Here is a 21,120-nt window from a genome sequence, read left to right as displayed (position 1 = left end):
GCCCGCTCCTACACAAGCGGGCTCCCACCGTTTGAATCGCTGCCTGCCGGTCTTAGGAAGACAGGTAGGACGAGCGGGTCAGGCCCAACCGCAGCGCATCCAGGAACTGCGTACGCTCCGCCGCCGTGATCTTCGCGCTGGCGCACTTGTCACGGTAGTGGGTCATCAACTCCTCCGGCGACAAGTGCACGTAGCGCAGCATGTCTTCGATGGTGTCGTGGGTCTCGATCCCGGCGCTGTACACCGAACCGTCTTCGCGCTGGTAGATGTTCACCGAGTCGGTGTCACCAAACAGGTTGTGCATGTCACCGAGGATTTCCTGGTAGGCGCCCACCAGGAAGATCCCCAGCAGATAGTCTTCGCCGTCATTCAAGCCATGCACCGGCAGGCTGGTCTCGATGCTCTGCTCGTCGACGTATTGCTTGATCTTGCCGTCGGAGTCGCAGGTCAGATCCTGCAATACCGCGCGGCGCAGCGGCTCTTCGTCGAGGCGGTGCAGCGGCAGGATCGGCAGGACCTGGCCGATGGCCCAGGTGTCCGGCAGGCTCTGGAATACCGAGAAGTTGCAGATGTACTTGTCGGCCAGCTTGTCGTTGAGTTCGTCCAGTACCTGGCGGTGCGAGCGCTGCCGGGCTTTCAACGAGTTGTGCAGGCGACGGCACACGGCGAAGTAGCACTGTTCGGCCAGGGCTTTTTCCGCGAGGGTCAGCTTGCCGTCGGCGTACTGGGTGGCCACGTCGCTCATGTAGTGGGTGGCGCGCCAGTAGGTTTCGGTGACCATTTCAATGTCGGTCGGGCCCAACAGGTCCACCAGCCATTGCACGGTTTCGGGCAGGCTTTCCTTGTTTTCAATCACCGGCACGTCGTCGTTGTGTTTCTCGACGTCGGTCACCTGCACTACCAGCATGGCGTGGTGGGCGGTCAGGGAGCGGCCGCTTTCGGAGAAGATGTGTGGATGCGGCAGGCTCTGCGCGTCGCAGAATTCCTTGAGCATGCCCACCACCACGCCGGCGTAGTCGTCCATGTCGTAGTTGATCGAGCTGGCGTTGCGCGAGTGGGTACCGTCGTAGTCCACGCCCAGGCCACCGCCGACGTCGATGTGGTCCACCGGCAGGCCGAGGTTGCGCAGTTCGCCGTAGTAACGGATGGCTTCCTTGAAACCGTGCTGGTAGTCCGCCAGGTTGGCGATCTGCGAGCCCATGTGAAAGTGCAGCAGGCGAATGCCCTGGTCCAGGCCGGCCGCGCGGAAGCGCTCGACCACCGACAGCAGTTGCGCCGCCGACAGGCCGAACTTGGACTTCTCGCCACCGGTGTCTGCCCATTTGCTCGACGCCAGGGACGACAGGCGCACCCGCAGGCCGACCTGTGGCTTGACCTTGAGGTTGGCGGCTTCTTCGATGACCAGGCCCACTTCGGACTCTTTCTCGATCACGATGAACACGTTGTGGCCCAGCTTCTGGCCCATCAGCGCGAGGCGGATGAACTCACGGTCCTTGTAACCGTTGCAGACGATGGTGCCGCCCTTCGGTGCCAGGGCCAGCACGGCCAGCAGCTCAGGCTTGGAACCGGCTTCCAGACCGATGGACACGTCCTGGGTGGCGATGATGTTCTCGATCACCGCTTCCTGCTGGTTGACCTTGATCGGGTACAGCGCGGTGTATTTGCTCTGGTATTCCAGGCGCTCGATGTTCGCGTCGAAGGCACCGGTCAACTGGCGCACGCGGTCTTGCAGGATGTCCGGGAAGCGCACCAGCAATGGCAGGGACAGGCCGCTTTTGCGCAGCTCGTCCACTTGCTCGTACAAATCGATGGGCGAGCTGTTCGGGCCGTTCGGACGGACTTCAACGCGACCGGCATCATTGATCGCGAAATACCCGGCCCCCCAATGGCGAATCCCGTAAACACTGCGGCTGTCCGCAACTGTCCATTGGCTGCCATCGTCTTTGCGTGTGCGTCGTACGGACATCGAAGTCCCCTATATAAAGTCGAAGAGCGCCACCCAAGTCAGAGGCTGGCGCAGTCTAAAGAGTGAAAATGACGATTTGCCTGTGAGAGGGGTAGACCCCACTTGCAGGACAGAGTTTAGACACCGGTCAGGAACAGGCTCTGTGAAACCATGAAGACGACGAGCGCGCTCGTCGGTGCGGGTTTCACAGAGGCTGCTAGCCGCCGGATTTCTTCGCCTTGTATCCGAGCTTGATCAACTCGGCCAACAGCAACTCGACGTGATCGCCCTGGATTTCGATAATCCCGTCTTTCAGCGCGCCACCGGTGCCACAGCGCTTCTTCAGCACGGTGGCCAACTCCTTGAGTGGCTCGGCTGCCAGGGGCACGCCGGTGATGGTGGTCACCGTCTTGCCGCCACGGCCCTTGCTCTCGCGACGCACGCGGGCAATGCCGTCACCTTCGGGAATCAGGGTCTGTTTGCAGGTACAGGCGTCCACGGGCTGGCGACAGTCCGGGCAATGCCGACCTGCGTCGGTGGAAAACACCAGGCCACCAAGGGCGGCGAAGGATGCGGCTTTTTTGGCCACCGGCAATCCTCTTGGGAGGATGAAGACTGATCAGTGCCCGCAATGGGCGGCTGACCGCGAAGCCCCACTCAGGCAGGGGCAGCGCTACCGAACCGCCCAGGCCTCACCGTTTGCCTCTGTAGGAGCGAGCTTGCTCGCGAAAATCGTCAACGATAACGCGGGCATTCAGGCAGCACGCGGTGGCATTGGATTTTTCGCGAGCAAGCTCGCTCCTACAGGGGGCCGGGGAGACGCTGTAGCGGTTCGGCTTGAAAAGTCGCGCAGTGTAACGGCAAAAAGCCTACTTGCTAAGAGCCAAATGGCGCCAATTTATGCAACTTTAGCGACGCGCGGCCAGATAGCGTTTTAAGGCAGCCAGGGAGTCGGGGCAATAGGACTTTTGCTCGATATCGGCAAGCACCGCTTCAATGCTCATAAAGCGCGCTTCCAGCACCTCTTCAGGCTGCAGTTGCAGCGGCCCATCCCAGACCGCCGAGAACGCCGAGCACCAGAGCCGGTTGCCCGTATCCTCGAAGAAAAAGTGGTCGTGGGCGGTCAATTCAACACCGCTGACGCCCAACTCCTCTTCCAGCTCACGGGCCGCCGACTGCTCATAGCTCTCGCCCGCCGCCACCATCCCACCCGCCGCCACGTCCCAGTAACCCGGGTAGATGGCCTTGCTCAGGGTACGGCGATGCACGCACAGCTCACCCTTTGAGTTGAATAGCATGATGTAGGTGCCGCGCCCGATCAGCCCGCGCTCACGCAAATCGGAGCGCACCAGGGCGCCGAGCAGGTTGTCCTGCTCGTCGACCCAGGCAATGTGTTCGGCATCCGAGGCCGCGCGGTGCGCGACCTCCTTGGTGCTGTCGACCATGACTCAACCCTGGTTCAGCAGTTGGCGCAAGTCGATCACCGCCGCGTTGGCACGGGAGATGTAGTTGGCCATCACCAACGAGTGGTTGGCCAATACGCCGTAGCCGCTACCATTGAGGATCATCGGGCTCCACAGGGTTTCCTGCGACGCCTCCAGCTCACGAATGATCTGGCGTACGCTGACGGTGGCGTTTTTCTTGGCCAGCACGTCGGCGAAGTCGACCTCGATCGCGCGCAACAGGTGGGACAGGGCCCACGCCTGGCCACGGGCTTCGTAGAACACGTTGTCGATCTGCATCCATGGGGTTTCCACCACTTCTTCATCGACCTGCGGCACTTCGCCCGGCGCCAGCGCTTCGGTTTTCAACGCGGTGTTGAGCTTGACCCGGCCAACACTGGCCGACAGGCGCTGCGACAACGAACCCAGGCGGGTAGCGACATCGCCCAGCCAGTTGTTGAGGTTGTCGGCACGCGCATAGAACAGCGCACCTTTCTGGTTGGGGTCAGACAGACGCACTTGATAGCGGTTCAGGGAGTTGATGCCTTCCTGGTATTCCGACTCGCTGGAGGGCAGCACCCAGCTCTTGTTATCAAAGTTGAAGCGCGGCTCGGCCTTGGCCAGGTCGGCGTCTTCGGCCGATTGCGATTGCGAGCGGGCAAAGTCCTTGCGCAGGGCCCGGGTCAGGTCACGCACCTGGACCAGCACGCCATATTCCCAACTAGGCGTGTTGTCCATCCACAACCCTGGCGGGAAACGGTCGTTGGAAATGTAGCCGCCAGGCTTGTTAAGCAGGGTGCCCATCACAGTCTTGACGGTTTCGACGGTGGTGAAGCCGATGACCATTTGCTTGCCGTCTTTTTCAGCGGCCATTTGTGCATTTTGCTGGACCGGGAACAAGGCTGGCTCCTGGCTCCAGTACCAACCCAGGCCGCCGGTGACCAGCAGGTATATGACCACCAGGGTCAGCAGGGCACGGCTCATCAGCAGGTTACGAAAATAGCTGCGGGAGGCCGACTTGGGCGCAGGGCTTGGGCCTGGGGCGCTGCCTGCACGGTTTTTCCAGTCCAGCATGGCGGATATCCTTTCAGTCACTTGAGTTCAATAGCTACGACCACAACCCTACCCCATCGTGCCCCTCTGTGCGGGGCTTTCTAATCGGGCTGGCAGAAAGATGGCACTCAACTATAAAGGATGGGCGCTGATGCGCCTATGCGACCCAACGGTCAGCAAATGAATCACTTGGACGATGCAGTTAATTGACGTATGACACTCGTGCAAAGGAAAAGAGGTGCTAGCATAGAGCCACCAGTCGATCTCAGCATGCACCCTTACCTAGTAGTCAGGATATGACCGAGCCAGAAGACCCCAGCCGTGAGCGTCTCAAGCAGCACTTTGCCCAGCGGGTAATTCATCAGGCGCGTCAAATTCTTGAGATCTGGCAGCGTTTGCAGCGCAGCGAGTGGTCGAACGCCGAATTAAGCGAACTCAGCGAGGCCAATTTGCGCCTGCTGCGGTTTGCCGAGCGTTTTGAACAGCCCGAACACGGCCAACTGGCCCGGCACATCATCGAATCGCTCAAGGCGGTGGATGAAAACCGTGGTCGCCTGAGCAGCCATCTGATCACCGACCTCAACCGCTTGATGCAGCGCCTGTCACGCACCGGCCTGCGCCAGGGCGACCAGTTGGACCAGACCTTCCTGCCGCCGATGCGCAAACCCATCTACGTGATGCTGGCCGATCACGACCGCGCCGAGCGCCTGGCCAAGCAACTGGAATTCTTTGGTTTGAGCGCCCTGTCCCTGGACAGCGTGGCGGCCTTCCGCTCGTCCATGGCCGAACGCCTGCCGGCCGCGATTGTGATGGACGTGGACTTCTGCGGCACCGGCCTGGGCCTGACACTGGCCGCCGAAGCCCAGGAAGGCCTGGAGCAGAAACTGCCGCTGCTGTTCTTCAGCCTGCACGAAACCGACACCCCCACCCGCCTGGCCGCCGTGCGCGCCGGGGGCCAGGAGTTTTTGACCGGCACCCTGGAAGCCTCAAGCCTGCTGGAAAAAATCGAGGTCCTGACCTGCGTCGCCCAGTACGAGCCTTATAAAGTGCTGATCATCGACGACTCCCGGGCCCAGGCCATGCACACCGAGCGCCTGCTCAACAGCGCCGGGATCGTTACCCGCACCTTGATCGAACCGATCCAGGCCATGGCCGAACTGGCGGATTTCCAACCCGACCTGATCATTCTCGACATGTACATGCCGGCCTGCACCGGCACCGAGCTGGCCAAGGTGATTCGCCACAATGACCGTTATGTCAGCGTGCCGATCATTTACCTGTCGTCCGAGGACGATCTGGACAAGCAACTCGATGCCATGAGCGAAGGCGGCGACGACTTCCTCACCAAGCCGATCAAGCCGCGCCACCTGATCACCACCGTGCGCAACCGCGCCGCCCGCGCCCGCCATCTCAAGGCGCGGATGGTGCGCGACAGCCTGACCGGCCTGTACAACCACACGCATATCCTGCAACTGCTGGAAGATTGCAGCTTTCGCTCGCGCCGCGAGAGCAAGCCGCTGAGCTTTGCCATGCTCGACATTGACCACTTCAAGCGGGTCAACGACAGCCACGGCCACCCCATGGGCGACCGCGTGATCAAGAGCCTGGCGCTGTTTCTCAAGCAGCGCCTGCGCAAGACCGACTATATCGGCCGGTACGGCGGCGAAGAGTTTGCCATCGTCATGCCCGACACCGACCTGGACGCCGCGTGCAAGGTGCTCGACGAAATCCGTGGGCGCTTTGCCGAAATCCATTATCCGGCCCAGCCCCAGGATTTGTGGTGCACCTTCAGCGCCGGCGTAGTCGAGTTGTGTGACGGTTCCGACAGCCTGATGATGGCGGCCCAGGCCGACGAAGCGCTGTACCGCGCCAAGGACGCCGGACGCAATCGAGTCCAGGCCGCACGCACATCAAAGCAAAGTGCCATCTTTTCACCAGAATCCACTGATTCGGTCATAACCCTGTAACGAAAACGCAATAACTTCAGGCACTTACTCCTTCTGCCGTTGGTTGAAACCACGCATGCGCCTGAAGCTGCTGACGAATCTGAACACCCTTCTGCTGGTCGCCGTTTGCCTGGCCCTGGGCGCTACGCTCTGGTGGTCGCAACGGGCCCTCGAACGCCCTTATCTATTGATGGAGCGCTATCTGGGCCTGTCCCAGGCGTTCCAGAACCAGACCGCGCGCAATATCGACGACTATTTGGCCAGCGGCGACGCCTTGCGCCTGAGCGCTGCCGGCCAGAGCCTGGAAAACCTGTTGCTGCACCTGGATGAATTGCCGTCTGAACTGACCGAAAAACTGCGGCCCGGCCTGCTCGGCCTCGATGGCTTCAGCAAGACCGACCTGCTGGCCGCCGGCAAACTGGCCGGCGCCCCACAAGCCTTGCTGCTGCAAGCCGAGCGGGAATTGGGGGCCAGCCTGGAACAACTGAGCCAGTACGCCATGGGCGTCAGCTCAGCCGATGCAGGACGTTATCTGCCGCCGTTGCTGGCAGCCTCGCAGCACCTGGCCAAGCTGTCCCTGGCGCGGGACAAACTGGTGAGCAGCGGGCGCAGTGAATTGGCCACCGATGTAGAACGTGAACTGGCCAATATCCGCAGCCAGGCTGACCTGCTTGAGCAACTGCCGCTGCTGGGCGTGACCGCCAGCAGTGCCTCCAACAGCGATGATTTTTCTGCGTTGATGGGCCTGGAAAGCAGCGAAACCGCTACCGCCGAAGACACTGGCGTGAATCTCAAGCGCGAACTCAACAGCCTGCTCACGCGCTACCCGGCAGAGCTTGCGCGTACCCGCGAGCAAATCCAGAAGCGCGCAGAACTGGCCGCTGCCACTCACCTGAAAATCGACACCGTGCAGCAAGCCATCGCCGCGCTGGAGCCCGAGGTACGCGCCCAGCACGGCAAGATCCAGGGCGAAGTGCGGGTGATCCAAGGCGTGATGATCGGCCTGATCCTATTGATCGCCCTGCTCATCGACACCCTGCAACGGCGCCTGGCGCGAGTGCTCACCAGCCTGGCGCCGGCCCTTTCAACCTGGGCCGAAGGGGATTTCAGCCAGCCAATTGCCTTGGGCCACACCAACCGCGAACTGCATGATATTGAAGCCTCGCTCAATCGCCTGCGTGCTTACCTGGTGAACCTGGTGGGGACTATCCGCACCAACGCAGAAGAAGTGGCCGGTAGCAGCCGCGCCCTGGCCGAACTGAGCGGCGGCCTGCATGACGGCGCCGAACGCCAGGCCGGGGACACTGCGCAAATCCGCGATTCATTAGGGGAACTGGAAGCCACGATCCAGCAGGTTGCGGGCGACGCCAGCCAGGCCGCCGAGGCCAGCCGCAGCGCCGGCGAGGCCGTGGAGCATGGCCAGCGGGTGATCGGCTTGAGCCTGACCGGCCTGCACGCGCTGGTGGGCGAGGTGCAGGACAATGCGCAGATGATCGAAAAACTCGCCGAAGAGTCCGCCACCATTGGCAGCGTGCTGACCGTGATTCGCTCGATTGCCGACCAGACCAACCTGCTGGCACTCAACGCTGCCATCGAAGCCGCCCGCGCCGGTGAAGCCGGGCGCGGGTTTGCCGTGGTCGCCGACGAAGTGCGCTCCCTGGCCCAGCGCACCGCGGGCGCCACCGCCCAAATCCAGACCCTGATCGCCGGCCTGCAAACCGCCGCCCGGCAATCGGTGGAAGGCATGCGCGCCCAGGTCGAACACGCCGAAGCCACCGCCCAGCAAGCCCAGGCCGCCGACGGCGCGCTGGATGAAATCGTCGGCGCAATCCAGACCATTTCCGACACAGCCATCCGCATTGCCGATGTAACGGCCCAGCAGAGCGGCGCGGTCAGTGAAATCCGTGATAACAGTGAGCGTATTCATCAACTGGGTGAGGACAACCTGCTGCGCATTGGCCAGGGTCGCAGCCAGGGCGAGCACCTGTTAGTACTCGGCGGGCAACTTAATACGGCCGTGCAGGCCTTCCGCGTCTGACGCCATCTCCCAAATCAGACGGGAATCAAAAATGTGGGAGCGGGCTTGCTCGCGAATGCGGTGGGTCAGTGATGGACATGTTGACTGATACACCGCATTCGCGAGCAAGCCCGCTCCCACATTTTGATCTCCTGCGTACTCAGGACCGTATTACCAATGACCGGATCGTGCGCCCCGGTCACATACTTTGCGCAATCCTCGCTAATCGTGCTGGCTATTGCAGAGAACTGGACAGTCACAAAGGCTTTGCGGCATAGTCGCCGGGTTCTGACGTACCCACATCCAATAACAAGGAACAGCCGATGGCGACCTTACTGGTTCTGCACGGACCCAACCTGAACCTGCTCGGCACCCGCGAGCCGGGTGTATACGGTGCAGTCACCCTCGAACAGATCAACCTCGATCTGGAACGACGGGCCCGTGAAGCCGGCCACCATCTGCTCTACCTGCAAAGCAATGCCGAGTATGAATTGATTGATCGCATTCACGCCGCGCGCAGCGAAGGCGTGGACTTTATCCTGATCAATCCCGCCGCTTTTACGCACACAAGTGTTGCATTACGTGACGCGCTGCTGGCGGTGAGCATCCCATTCATCGAAGTGCATTTATCGAACGTGCATAAACGCGAAGCTTTCCGCCATCACTCTTACTTCTCCGACGTAGCGGTAGGAGTGATCTGCGGCCTTGGCGCCAGCGGTTACCGACTGGCCCTGGAGGCCGCCCTGGAACACGTTGAAGAACAGGCTAAACGCCCCTGACCGACCCTTGGGAGTTGATGATTCATGGATATCCGTAAAGTTAAGAAATTGATCGAACTGCTGGAAGAATCCGGTATCGACGAGCTGGAAATCAAGGAAGGCGAAGAATCCGTACGGATCAGCCGTCACAGCAAGACCCCGGCCCAACAGTTCTACGCGCCACAGATGCAAGCACCGGCTCCAGCCGCTGCTGCTCCGGCTGCCGCACCTGCTGCTGCCGCAGCTCCCGCCGCACCGGCCGCACCAGTGCTCAACGGTTTCGTGGTCAAGTCGCCAATGGTCGGTACTTTCTACCGCACCCCGGCACCGACCTCGCCAGCCTTCGTTGAAGTGGGCAAGACCGTGAAAGTGGGCGACACCATCTGCATCGTGGAAGCGATGAAAATGATGAACCACATCACGGCCGAAAAAGCCGGCGTCATCGAATCCATCCTGGTAGAAAACGGTCAGCCGGTTGAGTACGACCAGCCGCTGTTCACCATCGTTTGAACCGCGGAGCGCCTTCGATGTTGAAACCTGCGAAGAAACTGCAAAAAGTCCTGATCGCCAACCGCGGCGAGATCGCGCTGCGGATCCTGCGCGCCTGTAAGGAAGAGGGCATCAAGACCGTCGCTGTTTACTCGACGGCCGATACCGAATTGATGCACGTGAAACTCGCGGACGAGAGCATCTGCATCGGCCCGCCCCTGGCCACGAACTCGTACCTGAAGGTCTCGAACATCATCGCCGCGGCTGAAGTGACCGGCGCTGATGGCATCCACCCTGGCTACGGCTTCCTCGCGGAAAACGCCGACTTCGCCGAACAGGTGGAAAAATCCGGCTTCGCCTTCATCGGCCCGAAAGCCGAGACCATTCGCCTGATGGGCGACAAGGTGTCGGCCAAGGACGCCATGATCGCAGCCGGCGTGCCAACCGTTCCAGGTTCCGACGGCCCGCTGCCTGAGGACGAGGAAACCGCCCTGCGCATTGGTCGCGAAGTCGGTTACCCGGTGATCATCAAGGCCGCTGGTGGCGGTGGTGGTCGCGGCATGCGCGTGGTGCACAAGGAAGAAGACCTGATCGAAGCGGCCAAGCAGACTCGCTCGGAAGCGGGCGCCTGGTTCGGCAACCCGATGGTCTACCTGGAAAAATACCTGACCAACCCACGTCACGTGGAAGTCCAGGTACTGTCCGACGGCCAGGGCCACGCCATCCACCTGGGCGACCGCGATTGCTCGCTGCAACGCCGTCACCAGAAGGTACTGGAAGAAGCTCCGGCACCAGGCCTGGATGAAAAAGCACGTCAGGAAGTCCTGGCACGCTGCGTCAAGGCTTGCATCGATATCAACTACCGTGGCGCCGGGACTTTCGAGTTCCTCTACGAGAACGGCCGCTTCTACTTCATCGAGATGAACACTCGTGTGCAGGTAGAGCACCCGGTTTCGGAGATGGTCACCGGTATCGACATCGTCAAGGAGATGCTCAGCATCGCCGCTGGCAACGTGTTGTCCTTCACCCAGGATGACGTGAAGATCCACGGCCACTCCCTGGAGTGCCGGATCAACGCCGAAGACCCGAAGACCTTTATGCCAAGCCCTGGCCTGGTCAAGCATTTCCATGCACCAGGCGGCAACGGCGTTCGCGTCGATTCGCACCTGTACAGCGGCTACAAGGTTCCATCGAACTACGACTCGCTGATCGGCAAGCTGATCACCTGGGGCTCCACCCGCGACGAGGCCATGGCCCGTATGCGCAATGCCCTGGACGAAATCGTGGTCGACGGCATCAAGACCAACATCCCACTGCACCGGGATCTGGTTCGTGATGAAGGCTTCTGCGAAGGTGGTGTGAACATTCACTACCTGGAACACAAGCTGGCCAACCAGTAAGTTTGTGCTCTACCCACAAAACCGCCTTCGGGCGGTTTTGTCATTCATGGGCACGCAAGAACACCACAAAGCCCTGTGGGAGCTGGCTTGCCTGCGATGCGGGCACCTCGGTGCATCAGTTACACCAAGGTGATGCTATCGCAGGCAAGCCAGCTCCCACATTTGATTGGTGTGTAACTTGCACTGTCGTCTTATCCTCGCCGCTCGCGTAAACTTGCGCCCTTTCGCAGCCCCACCCCCGCTGCACACTCATTTTTTCAAAGGTGCCCGCCATGCCTTGGCTGCAAGTCCGTCTCGCCATCAGCCCAGAACAAGCCGAAACCTATGAAGACGCGTTCCTCGAAGTGGGCGCCGTGTCGGTGACCTTCATGGACGCCGAAGACCAGCCGATTTTCGAGCCCGAGCTGAACACCACCCCCTTGTGGTCCCACACCCATTTGCTGGCCCTGTTCGAAGACGGCACCGACGCCACCAGTGTCTTTGCCCATATGGAACTGCTGACCGGCGGCCCGCTGCCCGAGCACCACAGTGAAGTGATCGAAGACCAGGACTGGGAACGCAGCTGGATGGACAACTTCCAACCCATGCGTTTCGGCCAGCGCCTGTGGATCGTGCCAAGCTGGCATGCCGCCCCGGAGCCTGAGGCCGTCAACCTGCTGCTGGACCCGGGCCTGGCGTTCGGCACCGGCACCCACCCGACCACCGCCCTGTGCCTGGAATGGCTCGACGGCCAGGACTTGCAGGACTGCAACGTGCTGGACTTCGGTTGCGGCTCGGGCATCCTGGCCATCGCTGCGCTGCTACTAGGCGCCAAGGAAGCCGTCGGCACAGACATCGACGTGCAGGCCCTGGAAGCCTCCCGCGATAACGCCGGGCGCAATAACATTGCTGAAAGCAAACTCCCACTGTACCTGCCAGAGCAATTGCCCCAGGTGCAGGCCGACGTGTTGGTCGCCAATATCCTTGCCGGGCCGCTGGTATCGCTGGCCCCGCAACTGTCGAGCCTGGTCAAGCCTGGCGGGCGCCTGGCGCTGTCGGGGATCCTCGCCGAACAGGGCGAAGAAGTGGCCGCCGCCTATGCCCAGGACTTTGACCTGGACCCCATCGCCAACCGTGATGGCTGGGTACGCATCAGCGGTCGTCGGCGCTAGAATGAGCGTCTGCATGAATCGGATGGCCGCATGACCGACAGTTTCGTCACCCAGTGCCCGCATTGCCAAACCCGTTTCCGCGTCAGCCATGCTCAATTGAGCGTGGCCCGTGGCGTGGTTCGCTGCGGCTCTTGCCTGCAAGTGTTCAACGCCGCTCGCCAGTTGCTGGAGCAGCGTACCCATGCGCCTGAAGCGCCAACGGCAGAAACCGCACCGCGCGCCATCAGCCAGAAGCAATGGTCCGCTGAAGAACTGGACCTGGATCACCTGGACCTCGACGAAGAGCTGGCCAAGCTGGAACGCCGGGAGATTCAACACACCCAGCCCCAAGGCAGCGACCGGCGCCTGACAGGTGCAGACCGTCGGCAAAAAGACCAGCCAATGAGCGCCAGCCGCGACACGGCCAAGGCGCAAGAGGAACAGTGGGCGGCCAGCCTGTTCAGCGATCCGCCTGACGAACGGGCTGCGACAATTGCCCACGCCGACGAAACCGCCGAACCGGTCCCGACACCCGCGGGCAAACCGCAGCGTACCGAACCCTCGATGTCCTTCGACATCCATGAGGTGGACGACGAGCCCGTACTGCATGCCCGCCATGTCGACGACGATCTCGACCCACCCGAACCAAGCATCGGCAACGCGTCGGACGAACCGCTGCCCGAGCCGGCCCCCGACGCACAACCACGTCGCAAGCGCACCCGCGCCACGGGCAATGCCCACGACGAAATGCTGCAGGACCTGGAAGACGACCCGCTGCACCTCTATGCCGGCAAGCGCCCCACCGGCTGGGGCCGCCGCCTGCTCTGGCTGACCCTGGTGCTGCTGGCCGCCGCTGCCCTCGCCGGCCAATACATTGCCTACCAGTTCGATGACCTGGCCCGCCAGGACAGATACCGGCCCTGGTTCCAGGAACTGTGCCCGAAACTGGGCTGCACGGTGCCATCACGGGTCGATATCGCCCACATCAAGAGCAGCAACCTGGTGGTGCGCAGCCACCCCGAGTTCGCCGGCGCGCTGGTCGTAGATGCCATCATCTATAACCGCGCCACGTTCTCCCAGCCATTCCCCCTGCTGGAGCTGCGCTTCGCCGACCTCAATGGCCGGATGATTGCCAGCCGGCGCTTCAAGCCTGCCGAGTACCTCAGCGGCGAACTGGCCGGGCAGACCGAGATGCCGTCCCAGACCCCGATCCATATCGCCCTGGATATCCTCGACCCAGGCAACAAGGCTGTGAACTACAGTCTCAGTTTCCACTCCCCCGAGTGATCCGATCTGCACGCCAAGGTTTGGATGGCCGGTTATTGACTTGACCGTCCATCACCAAACCGGTGGCGATAAAGAAATAACTGCTCAGATTTTATCCAATTCAGCCTTTAACCAGTCATCGAGAGCGGGTATCATGCCAACCCTTTTTCGAACTCTAATGATCCGGCCCCACAACAGGGAAGTCCTATGTCGGCGGTACGCATCGGCCCATATACATTGCCAAACGCTTTGATTCTCGCCCCGATGGCGGGGGTCACCGACCAGCCCTTTCGTCAGCTGTGCAAACGTTTGGGCGCAGGCCTTGTGGTTTCGGAAATGGTCACCAGCGACATGAGCTTGTGGAACACCCGCAAATCGCGGATGCGCATGATCCACGAAGGTGATCCCGAGCCCCGCTCGGTACAGATCGCCGGCGGTGATGCGCAGATGCTCGCGGAGGCGGCCCGGGCCAACGTGGAGCTGGGTGCACAGATTATTGATATCAACATGGGCTGCCCGGCCAAGAAGGTCTGCAACAAGGCCGCCGGTTCCGCCCTGTTGAAAGATGAGCAGTTGGTGGCCGAGATCCTGCACGCCGTAGTGAGTGCAGTGGATGTGCCGGTCACCCTGAAGATCCGTACCGGCTGGGACCGGGACAACAAGAACGGCCTGACGGTGGCGAAGATCGCCGAACAGGCAGGCATTACAGCACTGGCGGTGCATGGCCGCACCCGCGCTGACCTTTATACCGGCGAGGCTGAATACGACACCATTGCTGCAATCAAGCAAGCGGTGTCGATTCCGGTCTTTGCCAACGGCGACATCGACTCGGCCGAGAAAGCCCGGCGCGTACTGCACGCGACCGGTGCCGATGGCCTGTTGATCGGCCGGGCCGCCCAGGGGCGGCCATGGATTTTTCGTGAGATCGAGCATTTTCTGCGTACCGGCCAAATCATGCCGGCACCGGAGCTGTTCGAGGTGGAACGTATTCTGCTAGAGCATCTGGCCGCCCTGCACACCTTCTATGGAGACGTGATGGGCGTGCGCATTGCTCGCAAGCATGTGGGTTGGTATCTCGCAACCCTGCCCGGCGCCAAGGAGTTTCGTGCCGGGTTCAATCGTTTGGATGAAACGCAAGCACAGGTCACCGCCGTTCGTGAGTTCTTTGCCGAACGAGACAAGAGCCTGAGAGCAGGGGACGGAGAAGGGGTGGCCGCATGACGATGATGACCGAGACTTTAGTGAGTGGAACAACACCCGTGAGCGACAACGTCAATTTGAAACAGCACCTCAACACGCCGAGCGAAGAAGGCCAGACCCTTCGCGGGAGCGTGGAGAAAGCGCTGCACAATTATTTCGCCCACCTTGAGGGCGCGGCCGTCACGGATGTGTACAACCTGGTGCTCTCCGAAGTCGAGGCGCCCTTGCTCGAAAGCGTGATGAACTACGTCAAGGGCAACCAGACCAAAGCCAGTGAGCTGCTGGGCCTCAACCGTGGGACCCTGCGCAAGAAGCTCAAACAGTACGATTTGCTGTAAGCATTCAATCAAACCAGAAAGGCGCCCGCGTAAAACCGGTCGCCTTTTTTGCTGACTCCTTTGCTTTTGATGGAAATTGAGATGACCGACCAGACTACCCGCCTGCCGATCCGCCGCGCCTTGATCAGTGTTTCCGACAAGACCGGGATCCTCGAATTTGCTCGGAGCTTGCAGCTCCTTGGCGTGGAAATCCTCTCCACGGGCGGGACCTTCAAACTGCTGCAGGACAACGGCGTGGCCGCAGTAGAAGTCGCGGACTACACCGGTTTCGCAGAAATGATGGACGGTCGGGTCAAGACCCTGCACCCGAAAATCCACGGCGGCATCCTCGGCCGTCGCGGTATCGACGACGCCATCATGAACGAGCACGGCATCAAGCCGATCGACCTGGTGGCCGTTAACCTGTACCCGTTCGAAGCCACCATCAACAAGCCAGGCTGCGACCTGCCGACCGCCATCGAAAACATCGATATCGGCGGCCCGACCATGGTGCGTTCGGCAGCCAAGAACCACAAAGACGTGGCCATCGTGGTCAACGCCAGCGACTACGCCCAAGTATTGGAAAGCCTGAAAGCTGGCGGCCTGACCTACGCCCAGCGTTTCGACCTGATGCTCAAGGCCTTCGAACACACGGCCGCCTATGACGGCATGATCGCCAACTACATGGGCACCGTGAACCAGGCCGCCGAGACCCTCAGCACAGAAGGCCGCAGCCAGTTCCCGCGCACCTTCAACAGCCAGTTCATCAAGGCCCAGGAAATGCGCTACGGCGAGAACCCGCACCAGAGCGCGGCGTTCTACGTGGAAGCCAAGCCTGCCGAAGTGGGGATCGCCACCGCGACCCAGCTGCAAGGCAAGGAGCTGTCCTACAACAACGTGGCCGATACCGACGCCGCGCTGGAGTGCGTGAAGAGCTTCGTCAAGCCAGCCTGCGTGATCGTCAAGCACGCCAACCCATGCGGCGTGGCCGTGAGCCCGGACGCTGAAGGCGGGATCCGCCAGGCCTACGAACTGGCCTACGCCACCGATACCGAATCGGCATTCGGCGGCATCATCGCGTTCAACCGCGAACTGGACGCCGAGACGGCCAAGGCCATCGTCGAGCGTCAGTTCGTTGAAGTGATCATCGCGCCAAGCGTCAGCAGCGAGGCCCGCGCCATCGTGGCGGCCAAGGCCAATGTGCGCCTGTTGGCCTGCGGCGAGTGGTCGGCTGACCGTGCCGCTGCCTGGGACTACAAGCGCGTCAATGGCGGCTTGCTGGTACAGAGCCGCGACATTGGCATGATCGGCAGCCAAGACCTTACAGTTGTGACCAAGCGCGCGCCGACCGAGCAAGAGATCAACGACCTGATCTTTGCCTGGAAAGTGGCCAAGTACGTTAAATCCAACGCCATCGTCTACGCCAAGAACCGCCAGACCATCGGCGTCGGCGCCGGCCAGATGAGCCGTGTGAACTCGGCGCGTATCGCCGCGATCAAGGCTGAACACGCAGGCTTGCAGGTGGTGGGCTCGGTGATGGCTTCCGACGCGTTCTTCCCATTCCGTGATGGCCTGGATAACGCCGCAAAAGCGGGGGTTACTGCCGTGATCCAACCGGGTGGCTCGATGCGTGATGCCGAGGTTATCGCCGCGGCTGATGAAGCCGGCATCGCCATGGTCTTTACTGGCATGCGCCACTTCCGTCACTAAACACCACTGCTTTCCTACTGTAGGAGCGAGCTTGCTCGCGAAAAGCCCGAGAGCGCCACGGGGAGTCAGATGCCCCCCGTTATCGTTGACGATCTTCGCGAGCAAGCTCGCTCCTACAGAAAGCACAGCGTTTCACAGAGGTTTTTGAAATGAATGTTTTGATCATTGGCAGCGGTGGCCGTGAACACGCCCTGGCCTGGAAAGTTGCCCAGGACCCACGCGTGCAGAAAGTATTCGTGGCCCCCGGCAACGCCGGCACCGCCATTGAAGCCAAGTGCGAAAACGTCGCCATCGACGTATTGGCCCTTGAGCAACTGGCCGACTTTGCCGAAAAGAACGTCTCCCTGACCATCGTCGGCCCGGAAGTACCACTGGTTGCCGGCGTCGTAGACCTGTTCCGCAGCCGCGGCCTGGACTGCTTCGGCCCAACTGCTGGCGCGGCCCAGCTGGAAGGCTCGAAAGCCTTTACCAAGGACTTCCTGGCTCGCCACAAGATCCCGACCGCCGATTACCAGAACTTCACCGAGATCGAGCCGGCCCTGGCTTACCTGCGTGAAAAAGGCGCGCCAATCGTGATCAAGGCCGATGGCCTGGCCGCCGGTAAAGGCGTGATCGTCGCGATGACCCTGCAGGAAGCCGAAGACGCCGTGCGCGACATGCTCGCCGGCAACGCTTTCGGTGACGCCGGCTCGCGGGTGGTGATCGAAGAGTTCCTCGACGGCGAAGAAGCCAGCTTCATCGTGATGGTCGACGGCAAGAACGTCTTGCCGATGGCCACCAGCCAGGACCACAAGCGCGTCGGCGACGGCGACACCGGCCCGAACACCGGTGGCATGGGTGCCTACTCCCCTGCCCCGGTGGTCACCGCCCAGGTGCACCAGCGCGTGATGGACCTGGTGATCTGGCCGACCGTGCGTGGCATGGCCGATGAAGGCAATGTCTACACCGGTTTCCTGTACGCGGGCCTGATGATCGACAAGGCCGGCAACCCGAAAGTCATCGAGTTCAACTGCCGTTTCGGCGACCCGGAAACCCAACCGGTGATGCTGCGCCTGCAGTCGAGCCTGGTACTGCTGGTGGAAGCCGCACTGGCCCAGGCCCTGGACAAGGTTGAAGCACAGTGGGATCCACGTCCGAGCGTCGGCATTGTGCTGGCAGCCGGTGGTTACCCTGCCGACTACGCCAAGGGTGATGTGATCCAGGGCCTGGATGCAGCCGCTACACTCGAAGGCAAGGTATTCCACGCCGGTACCGCGCTCAAGGATGGCCAGGTCGTCACCGCCGGTGGCCGCGTACTGTGCGCCACCGCCATGGGCGCCAGTGTCGATGCCGCCCAGCAGCAAGCCTACAAGCTCGCCGCGAAGATCGACTGGCAGGGCTGCTTCTACCGCAAGGACATCGGCTACCGTGCCATTGCCCGTGAGCGGGGCGAAGATCAGTAAGCAGCTATCCGTTCGGCCAGGCAGGGGCCTTTGGCCCTTGCCGTCCTGTTACGGTCCCGCGCATAGTTAACCCCGTGCATTAACCTACGAAGGGATTTCGCCGTGCGCTGGCTCAGGATCGCCATAGTTTTTACTGTCAGCCTGCTGACCCTGCTCTGTCTGTTGCCGGCCCAGGCCTTCGCGCAAGGCAGCGGTTGGGCCGTATTGCTTGATGAACAGGCCGACCTGCAATTGAGCGACATTCGCTCACCCCGCTACACCAACCAATTCAGCCCTATCGAACTGGACCGGATCACCGCCGCCGAGCCCAATGGTGCGCTGTGGGTACGCTTCAAGCTGCAACCCGGCAAGCACGAGCAAGTGCTGCGGGTCTTTGCGCCAGACCTGGCGCACCTCAATCTGTACGTGCTGGACGGCGACACGCTGATCGAGCAAGTGAATACCGGCACCCGCCAACCCCAGGCTGAACGCCCGCTGCCCAGCAGTGATTTCATTCTGCCCATGCCCCAGAGCCAGAAGCCCCTGGAGGTGTATGTGCGCCTGGTTTCGGAGCACGAACTGCGGCCGTACCTGACCCTGGAACCCGCCGTGATGGCCGCCGCCAACCAGACCCAGACCCTGGTCTATGGCCTGTTGTTCGGCTGCCTGCTGATGCTGATCCTGCATAACCTCGCCCGCTACGCCTACCATCGTTCGCGCAGCAGCCTGTGGCTGGCGGCCTGCGAAGTGCTGCTGCTGCTCAGCCTGTTGCTGCTGCTCAACCTGTTGGGCCCGTGGTTGCCGAACTGGCACGCTATGCAAACCCCCGGCTCCTATATGGCGCTGCTGCTGACGGCGCCATGCGGCTTGATGTTCGCCTACCGTTTCTTCGCACCACTGGGCCCGCATCCGCTGAACAAGCTGCTGATGGCGGATATCCTGCTGATCGTCCTGTGCGGCCTGTTGTTGCTGTTCGTCAACACCCTGCCGCTGAACATCATCACCTACGCCCTGGTGGCGCTGGCCGGCCTGAGCATGCTGTTTGTCTCCGCCTACCACTGGCAAAAAGGCTACCGGCCGGCACGCCTGTTCCTACTGGCCATGCTGGTGTTCAACACCGGTACGCTGATTATCCTGCCGGCCTTGCTGGGCCTGACCCTGGTGGCCCCGCAAGGCTTGATCATCACCTTGCTGGCGGTGATCTGCGTCAGCGGCCTGTTGATGAGCCAGGCCCTGGGCGAACGCCAACGCAGCATCGTCGAGGATCGTTTCAGCCTGAGCCGCGACCTGGCGGCCAGCAACGCCGAGATCGCCGCCAAGGCCGAGTTCCTGGCCAAGATCAGTCACGAGATCCGCACGCCCATGAACGGTGTGCTGGGCATGACCGAGTTGCTGCTGGGCACGCCTTTGTCGGTCAAGCAGCGCGACTACGTGCAGACCATCCACAGCGCCGGCAATGAGCTGCTGACCCTGATCAACGAGATTCTCGACATTTCCAAGCTCGAATCCGGGCAAATCGAACTCGATGATGTGCAGTTCGACCTCAATGCCCTGATCGAAGACTGCCTGAGTATTTTCCGCGCCAAGGCCGAGCAGCAGAACGTCGAGCTGATCAGCTTTATCCAGCCCCAGGTGCCACGGGTCATCAGCGGCGACCCGACACGCCTGCGCCAGGCCCTGTTGAGCCTGCTGGAAAATGCCCTGCACAAGACCGACGAAGGCGAAGTGCTGATCGTGGTCGCCCTGGATGAACGCAGTAGCAAACCGCGCCTGCGCATTGCCGTGCAAGACAGCGGCCTGCCGATGGAGGCCGCCGAACGTGATGCCCTGTTGCACAGCGAACTGCACAGCAAGAACTTCCTCTCGGCCACCCGTCTGAGCGGCCACCTGGGCCTGGTGATCGCGCGCCAACTGATCCTGTTGATGAATGGCGAGTTCGGCATCAAGGCTGGTAGCCAGCAAGGCAGCACCCTGTGGCTGACCTTGCCGCTGGACCCCGAGCGCCTGGAACACCCGACCTCCGACCTCGACGGCCCGCTGCAAGACGCACGGGTACTGGTCGTCGACGATAACGACACTTGCCGCAAAGTACTGGTGCAGCAATGTTCCGCCTGGGGCCTGAATGTCAGCGCGGTGCCGTCGGGCAAGGAAGCCCTGGCCCTGCTGCGCACCAAGGCACACCTGCGCGATTACTTCGACGTGGTGCTGCTGGACCAGAACATGCCCGGCATGACCGGCATGCAACTGGCGGCGAAGATCAAGGAAGACCCGAGCCTGAACCACGACATCCTGCTGATCATGCTCACCGGTATCAGCAACGCGCCGAGCAAGATCATCGCGCGCAACTGCGGGATCAAGCGCATCCTGGCCAAACCGGTCGCGGGCTACACCCTCAAGACCACCCTGGCCGACGAGTTGACCCAGCGCAGCAAGGGCGTGGTGCAACCGCGCCACACAGTGCCGAACGCGCCGGTGGCCGTCACCGTGCCCAGCGACTTCCGCATCCTGGTGGCTGAAGACAACAGCATCTCCACCAAAGTGATTCGCGGCATGCTCGGCAAGCTCAACCTGCAACCCGATACCGCCAGCAATGGCGAGGAAGCCTTGCTGGCGATGAAGGCCCAGCGCTACGACCTGGTGTTGATGGACTGCGAAATGCCGATCCTCGATGGCTTCTCCGCGACCCAGCAACTGCGGGTCTGGGAAGTCAGCAACCAGCGCACACGCACGCCGGTGGTGGCGCTGACCGCGCACATTCTCTCGGAACACAAAGAACGCGCACGCCAGGCCGGGATGGATGGGCATATGGCCAAGCCGGTGGAGCTGTCGCAACTGCGCGAACTGGTGGAGTACTGGGTGACACAGCGCGAGCAGCCGGCGGAGCAGGTGCATACCTCCTGACCCGAACGACAATCCCTTGCTCACCACAACGCCCTGTGGGAGCTGGCTTGCCTGCGATAGCATCACCTCAGTGGCAACTGGAAAACCGAGGCGCCTGCATCGCGGGCAAGCCCGCTCCCACATAG

Annotated in this window: 15 protein-coding genes and 2 pseudogenes; 12 read left to right on the top strand and 5 right to left on the bottom strand. The window is 61.6% G+C overall.

The window, feature by feature from the left end:
• Positions 1-52 precede the first annotated feature (52 nt).
• From speA to FJD34_RS19445, 4 genes are all read right to left on the bottom strand, one after another.
• Complete coding sequence (gene speA, locus FJD34_RS19465; protein ID WP_065942402.1) at positions 53-1,966, bottom strand: arginine decarboxylase; 1,914 nt, start codon at positions 1,964-1,966, stop codon at positions 53-55.
• 196 nt (positions 1,967-2,162) lie between these two features.
• Positions 2,163-2,534 (bottom strand): translation initiation factor Sui1, encoded by a 372-nt coding sequence (locus FJD34_RS19460; RefSeq protein ID WP_029297635.1) that lies wholly within the window; start codon positions 2,532-2,534, stop codon positions 2,163-2,165.
• Positions 2,535-2,853: 319 nt separating this feature from the next.
• Complete coding sequence (locus FJD34_RS19450) at positions 2,854-3,390, bottom strand: NUDIX hydrolase (RefSeq protein WP_032859818.1); 537 nt, start codon at positions 3,388-3,390, stop codon at positions 2,854-2,856.
• A gap of 3 nt (positions 3,391-3,393) precedes the next feature.
• Complete coding sequence (locus FJD34_RS19445) at positions 3,394-4,461, bottom strand: DUF2333 family protein (protein WP_032859820.1); 1,068 nt, start codon at positions 4,459-4,461, stop codon at positions 3,394-3,396.
• A gap of 275 nt (positions 4,462-4,736) precedes the next feature.
• Here FJD34_RS19445 and FJD34_RS19440 point away from each other — a divergent pair, with 275 nt between their 5' ends.
• The 10 genes and pseudogenes from FJD34_RS19440 to purH all read left to right on the top strand — a co-directional run bounded on the left by FJD34_RS19440 (position 4,737) and on the right by purH (position 16,673).
• On the top strand, positions 4,737-6,407 hold the full coding sequence (locus FJD34_RS19440; protein WP_090292879.1) for a GGDEF domain-containing response regulator: 1,671 nt from the start codon (positions 4,737-4,739) through the stop codon (positions 6,405-6,407).
• A 1,501-nt stretch (positions 6,408-7,908) separates the two neighbouring features.
• Positions 7,909-8,424 (top strand): annotated as a pseudogene (locus tag FJD34_RS28890) (methyl-accepting chemotaxis protein); the annotation flags it as partial.
• 302 nt (positions 8,425-8,726) lie between these two features.
• Positions 8,727-9,182, top strand: coding sequence for a type II 3-dehydroquinate dehydratase (gene aroQ / locus FJD34_RS19430; RefSeq protein WP_032859824.1), 456 nt, complete (start codon positions 8,727-8,729; stop codon positions 9,180-9,182).
• Positions 9,183-9,206: 24 nt separating this feature from the next.
• Positions 9,207-9,671 carry an acetyl-CoA carboxylase biotin carboxyl carrier protein gene (gene accB / locus FJD34_RS19425; protein ID WP_029297651.1) on the top strand — a complete coding sequence of 155 codons (465 nt, stop codon included), beginning with the start codon at positions 9,207-9,209 and terminating at the stop codon, positions 9,669-9,671.
• Between the two features lie 17 nt (positions 9,672-9,688).
• On the top strand, positions 9,689-11,050 hold the full coding sequence (gene accC, locus FJD34_RS19420; RefSeq protein ID WP_032859825.1) for an acetyl-CoA carboxylase biotin carboxylase subunit: 1,362 nt from the start codon (positions 9,689-9,691) through the stop codon (positions 11,048-11,050).
• Between the two features lie 272 nt (positions 11,051-11,322).
• Positions 11,323-12,201: a 50S ribosomal protein L11 methyltransferase gene (gene prmA, locus FJD34_RS19415; RefSeq protein ID WP_090292876.1), complete on the top strand. Its 879-nt coding sequence runs from the start codon at positions 11,323-11,325 to the stop codon at positions 12,199-12,201.
• A gap of 30 nt (positions 12,202-12,231) precedes the next feature.
• On the top strand, positions 12,232-13,467 hold the full coding sequence (locus tag FJD34_RS19410) for a DUF3426 domain-containing protein (RefSeq protein ID WP_032859827.1): 1,236 nt from the start codon (positions 12,232-12,234) through the stop codon (positions 13,465-13,467).
• A 186-nt stretch (positions 13,468-13,653) separates the two neighbouring features.
• Positions 13,654-14,667, top strand: a complete 1,014-nt coding sequence (gene dusB / locus FJD34_RS19405) for a tRNA dihydrouridine synthase DusB (protein WP_032859828.1) — start codon at positions 13,654-13,656, stop codon at positions 14,665-14,667.
• Positions 14,664-14,984, top strand: a complete 321-nt coding sequence (fis, locus tag FJD34_RS19400) for a DNA-binding transcriptional regulator Fis (protein WP_003186237.1) — start codon at positions 14,664-14,666, stop codon at positions 14,982-14,984. Before dusB ends, fis begins: the two co-directional genes overlap by 4 nt.
• Before the next feature lie 81 nt (positions 14,985-15,065).
• A complete protein-coding gene (gene purH, locus FJD34_RS19395; RefSeq protein WP_032859830.1) occupies positions 15,066-16,673 on the top strand; it encodes a bifunctional phosphoribosylaminoimidazolecarboxamide formyltransferase/IMP cyclohydrolase in 1,608 nt (535 codons plus the stop codon).
• 15 nt (positions 16,674-16,688) lie between these two features.
• Here the strand turns inward: purH and FJD34_RS28445 are convergent.
• Positions 16,689-16,778: pseudogene (locus tag FJD34_RS28445) on the bottom strand (outer membrane lipoprotein carrier protein LolA); the annotation flags it as partial.
• A 44-nt stretch (positions 16,779-16,822) separates the two neighbouring features.
• Between FJD34_RS28445 and purD the strand changes: the two are divergent.
• Together purD and FJD34_RS19380 are read left to right on the top strand one after the other, a co-directional pair.
• Complete coding sequence (gene purD, locus FJD34_RS19385) at positions 16,823-18,115, top strand: phosphoribosylamine--glycine ligase (RefSeq protein ID WP_032859831.1); 1,293 nt, start codon at positions 16,823-16,825, stop codon at positions 18,113-18,115.
• Positions 18,116-18,217: 102 nt separating this feature from the next.
• Complete coding sequence (locus tag FJD34_RS19380; protein ID WP_090292874.1) at positions 18,218-20,995, top strand: hybrid sensor histidine kinase/response regulator; 2,778 nt, start codon at positions 18,218-18,220, stop codon at positions 20,993-20,995.
• Positions 20,996-21,120 lie beyond the last annotated feature (125 nt).

Source organism: Pseudomonas brenneri (assembly GCF_007858285.1).
Taxonomy (GTDB): domain Bacteria; phylum Pseudomonadota; class Gammaproteobacteria; order Pseudomonadales; family Pseudomonadaceae; genus Aquipseudomonas; species Aquipseudomonas brenneri.
Note: the sequence above shows the minus strand (reverse complement) of the source record. Positions and strands in the feature narration are given on the sequence as shown.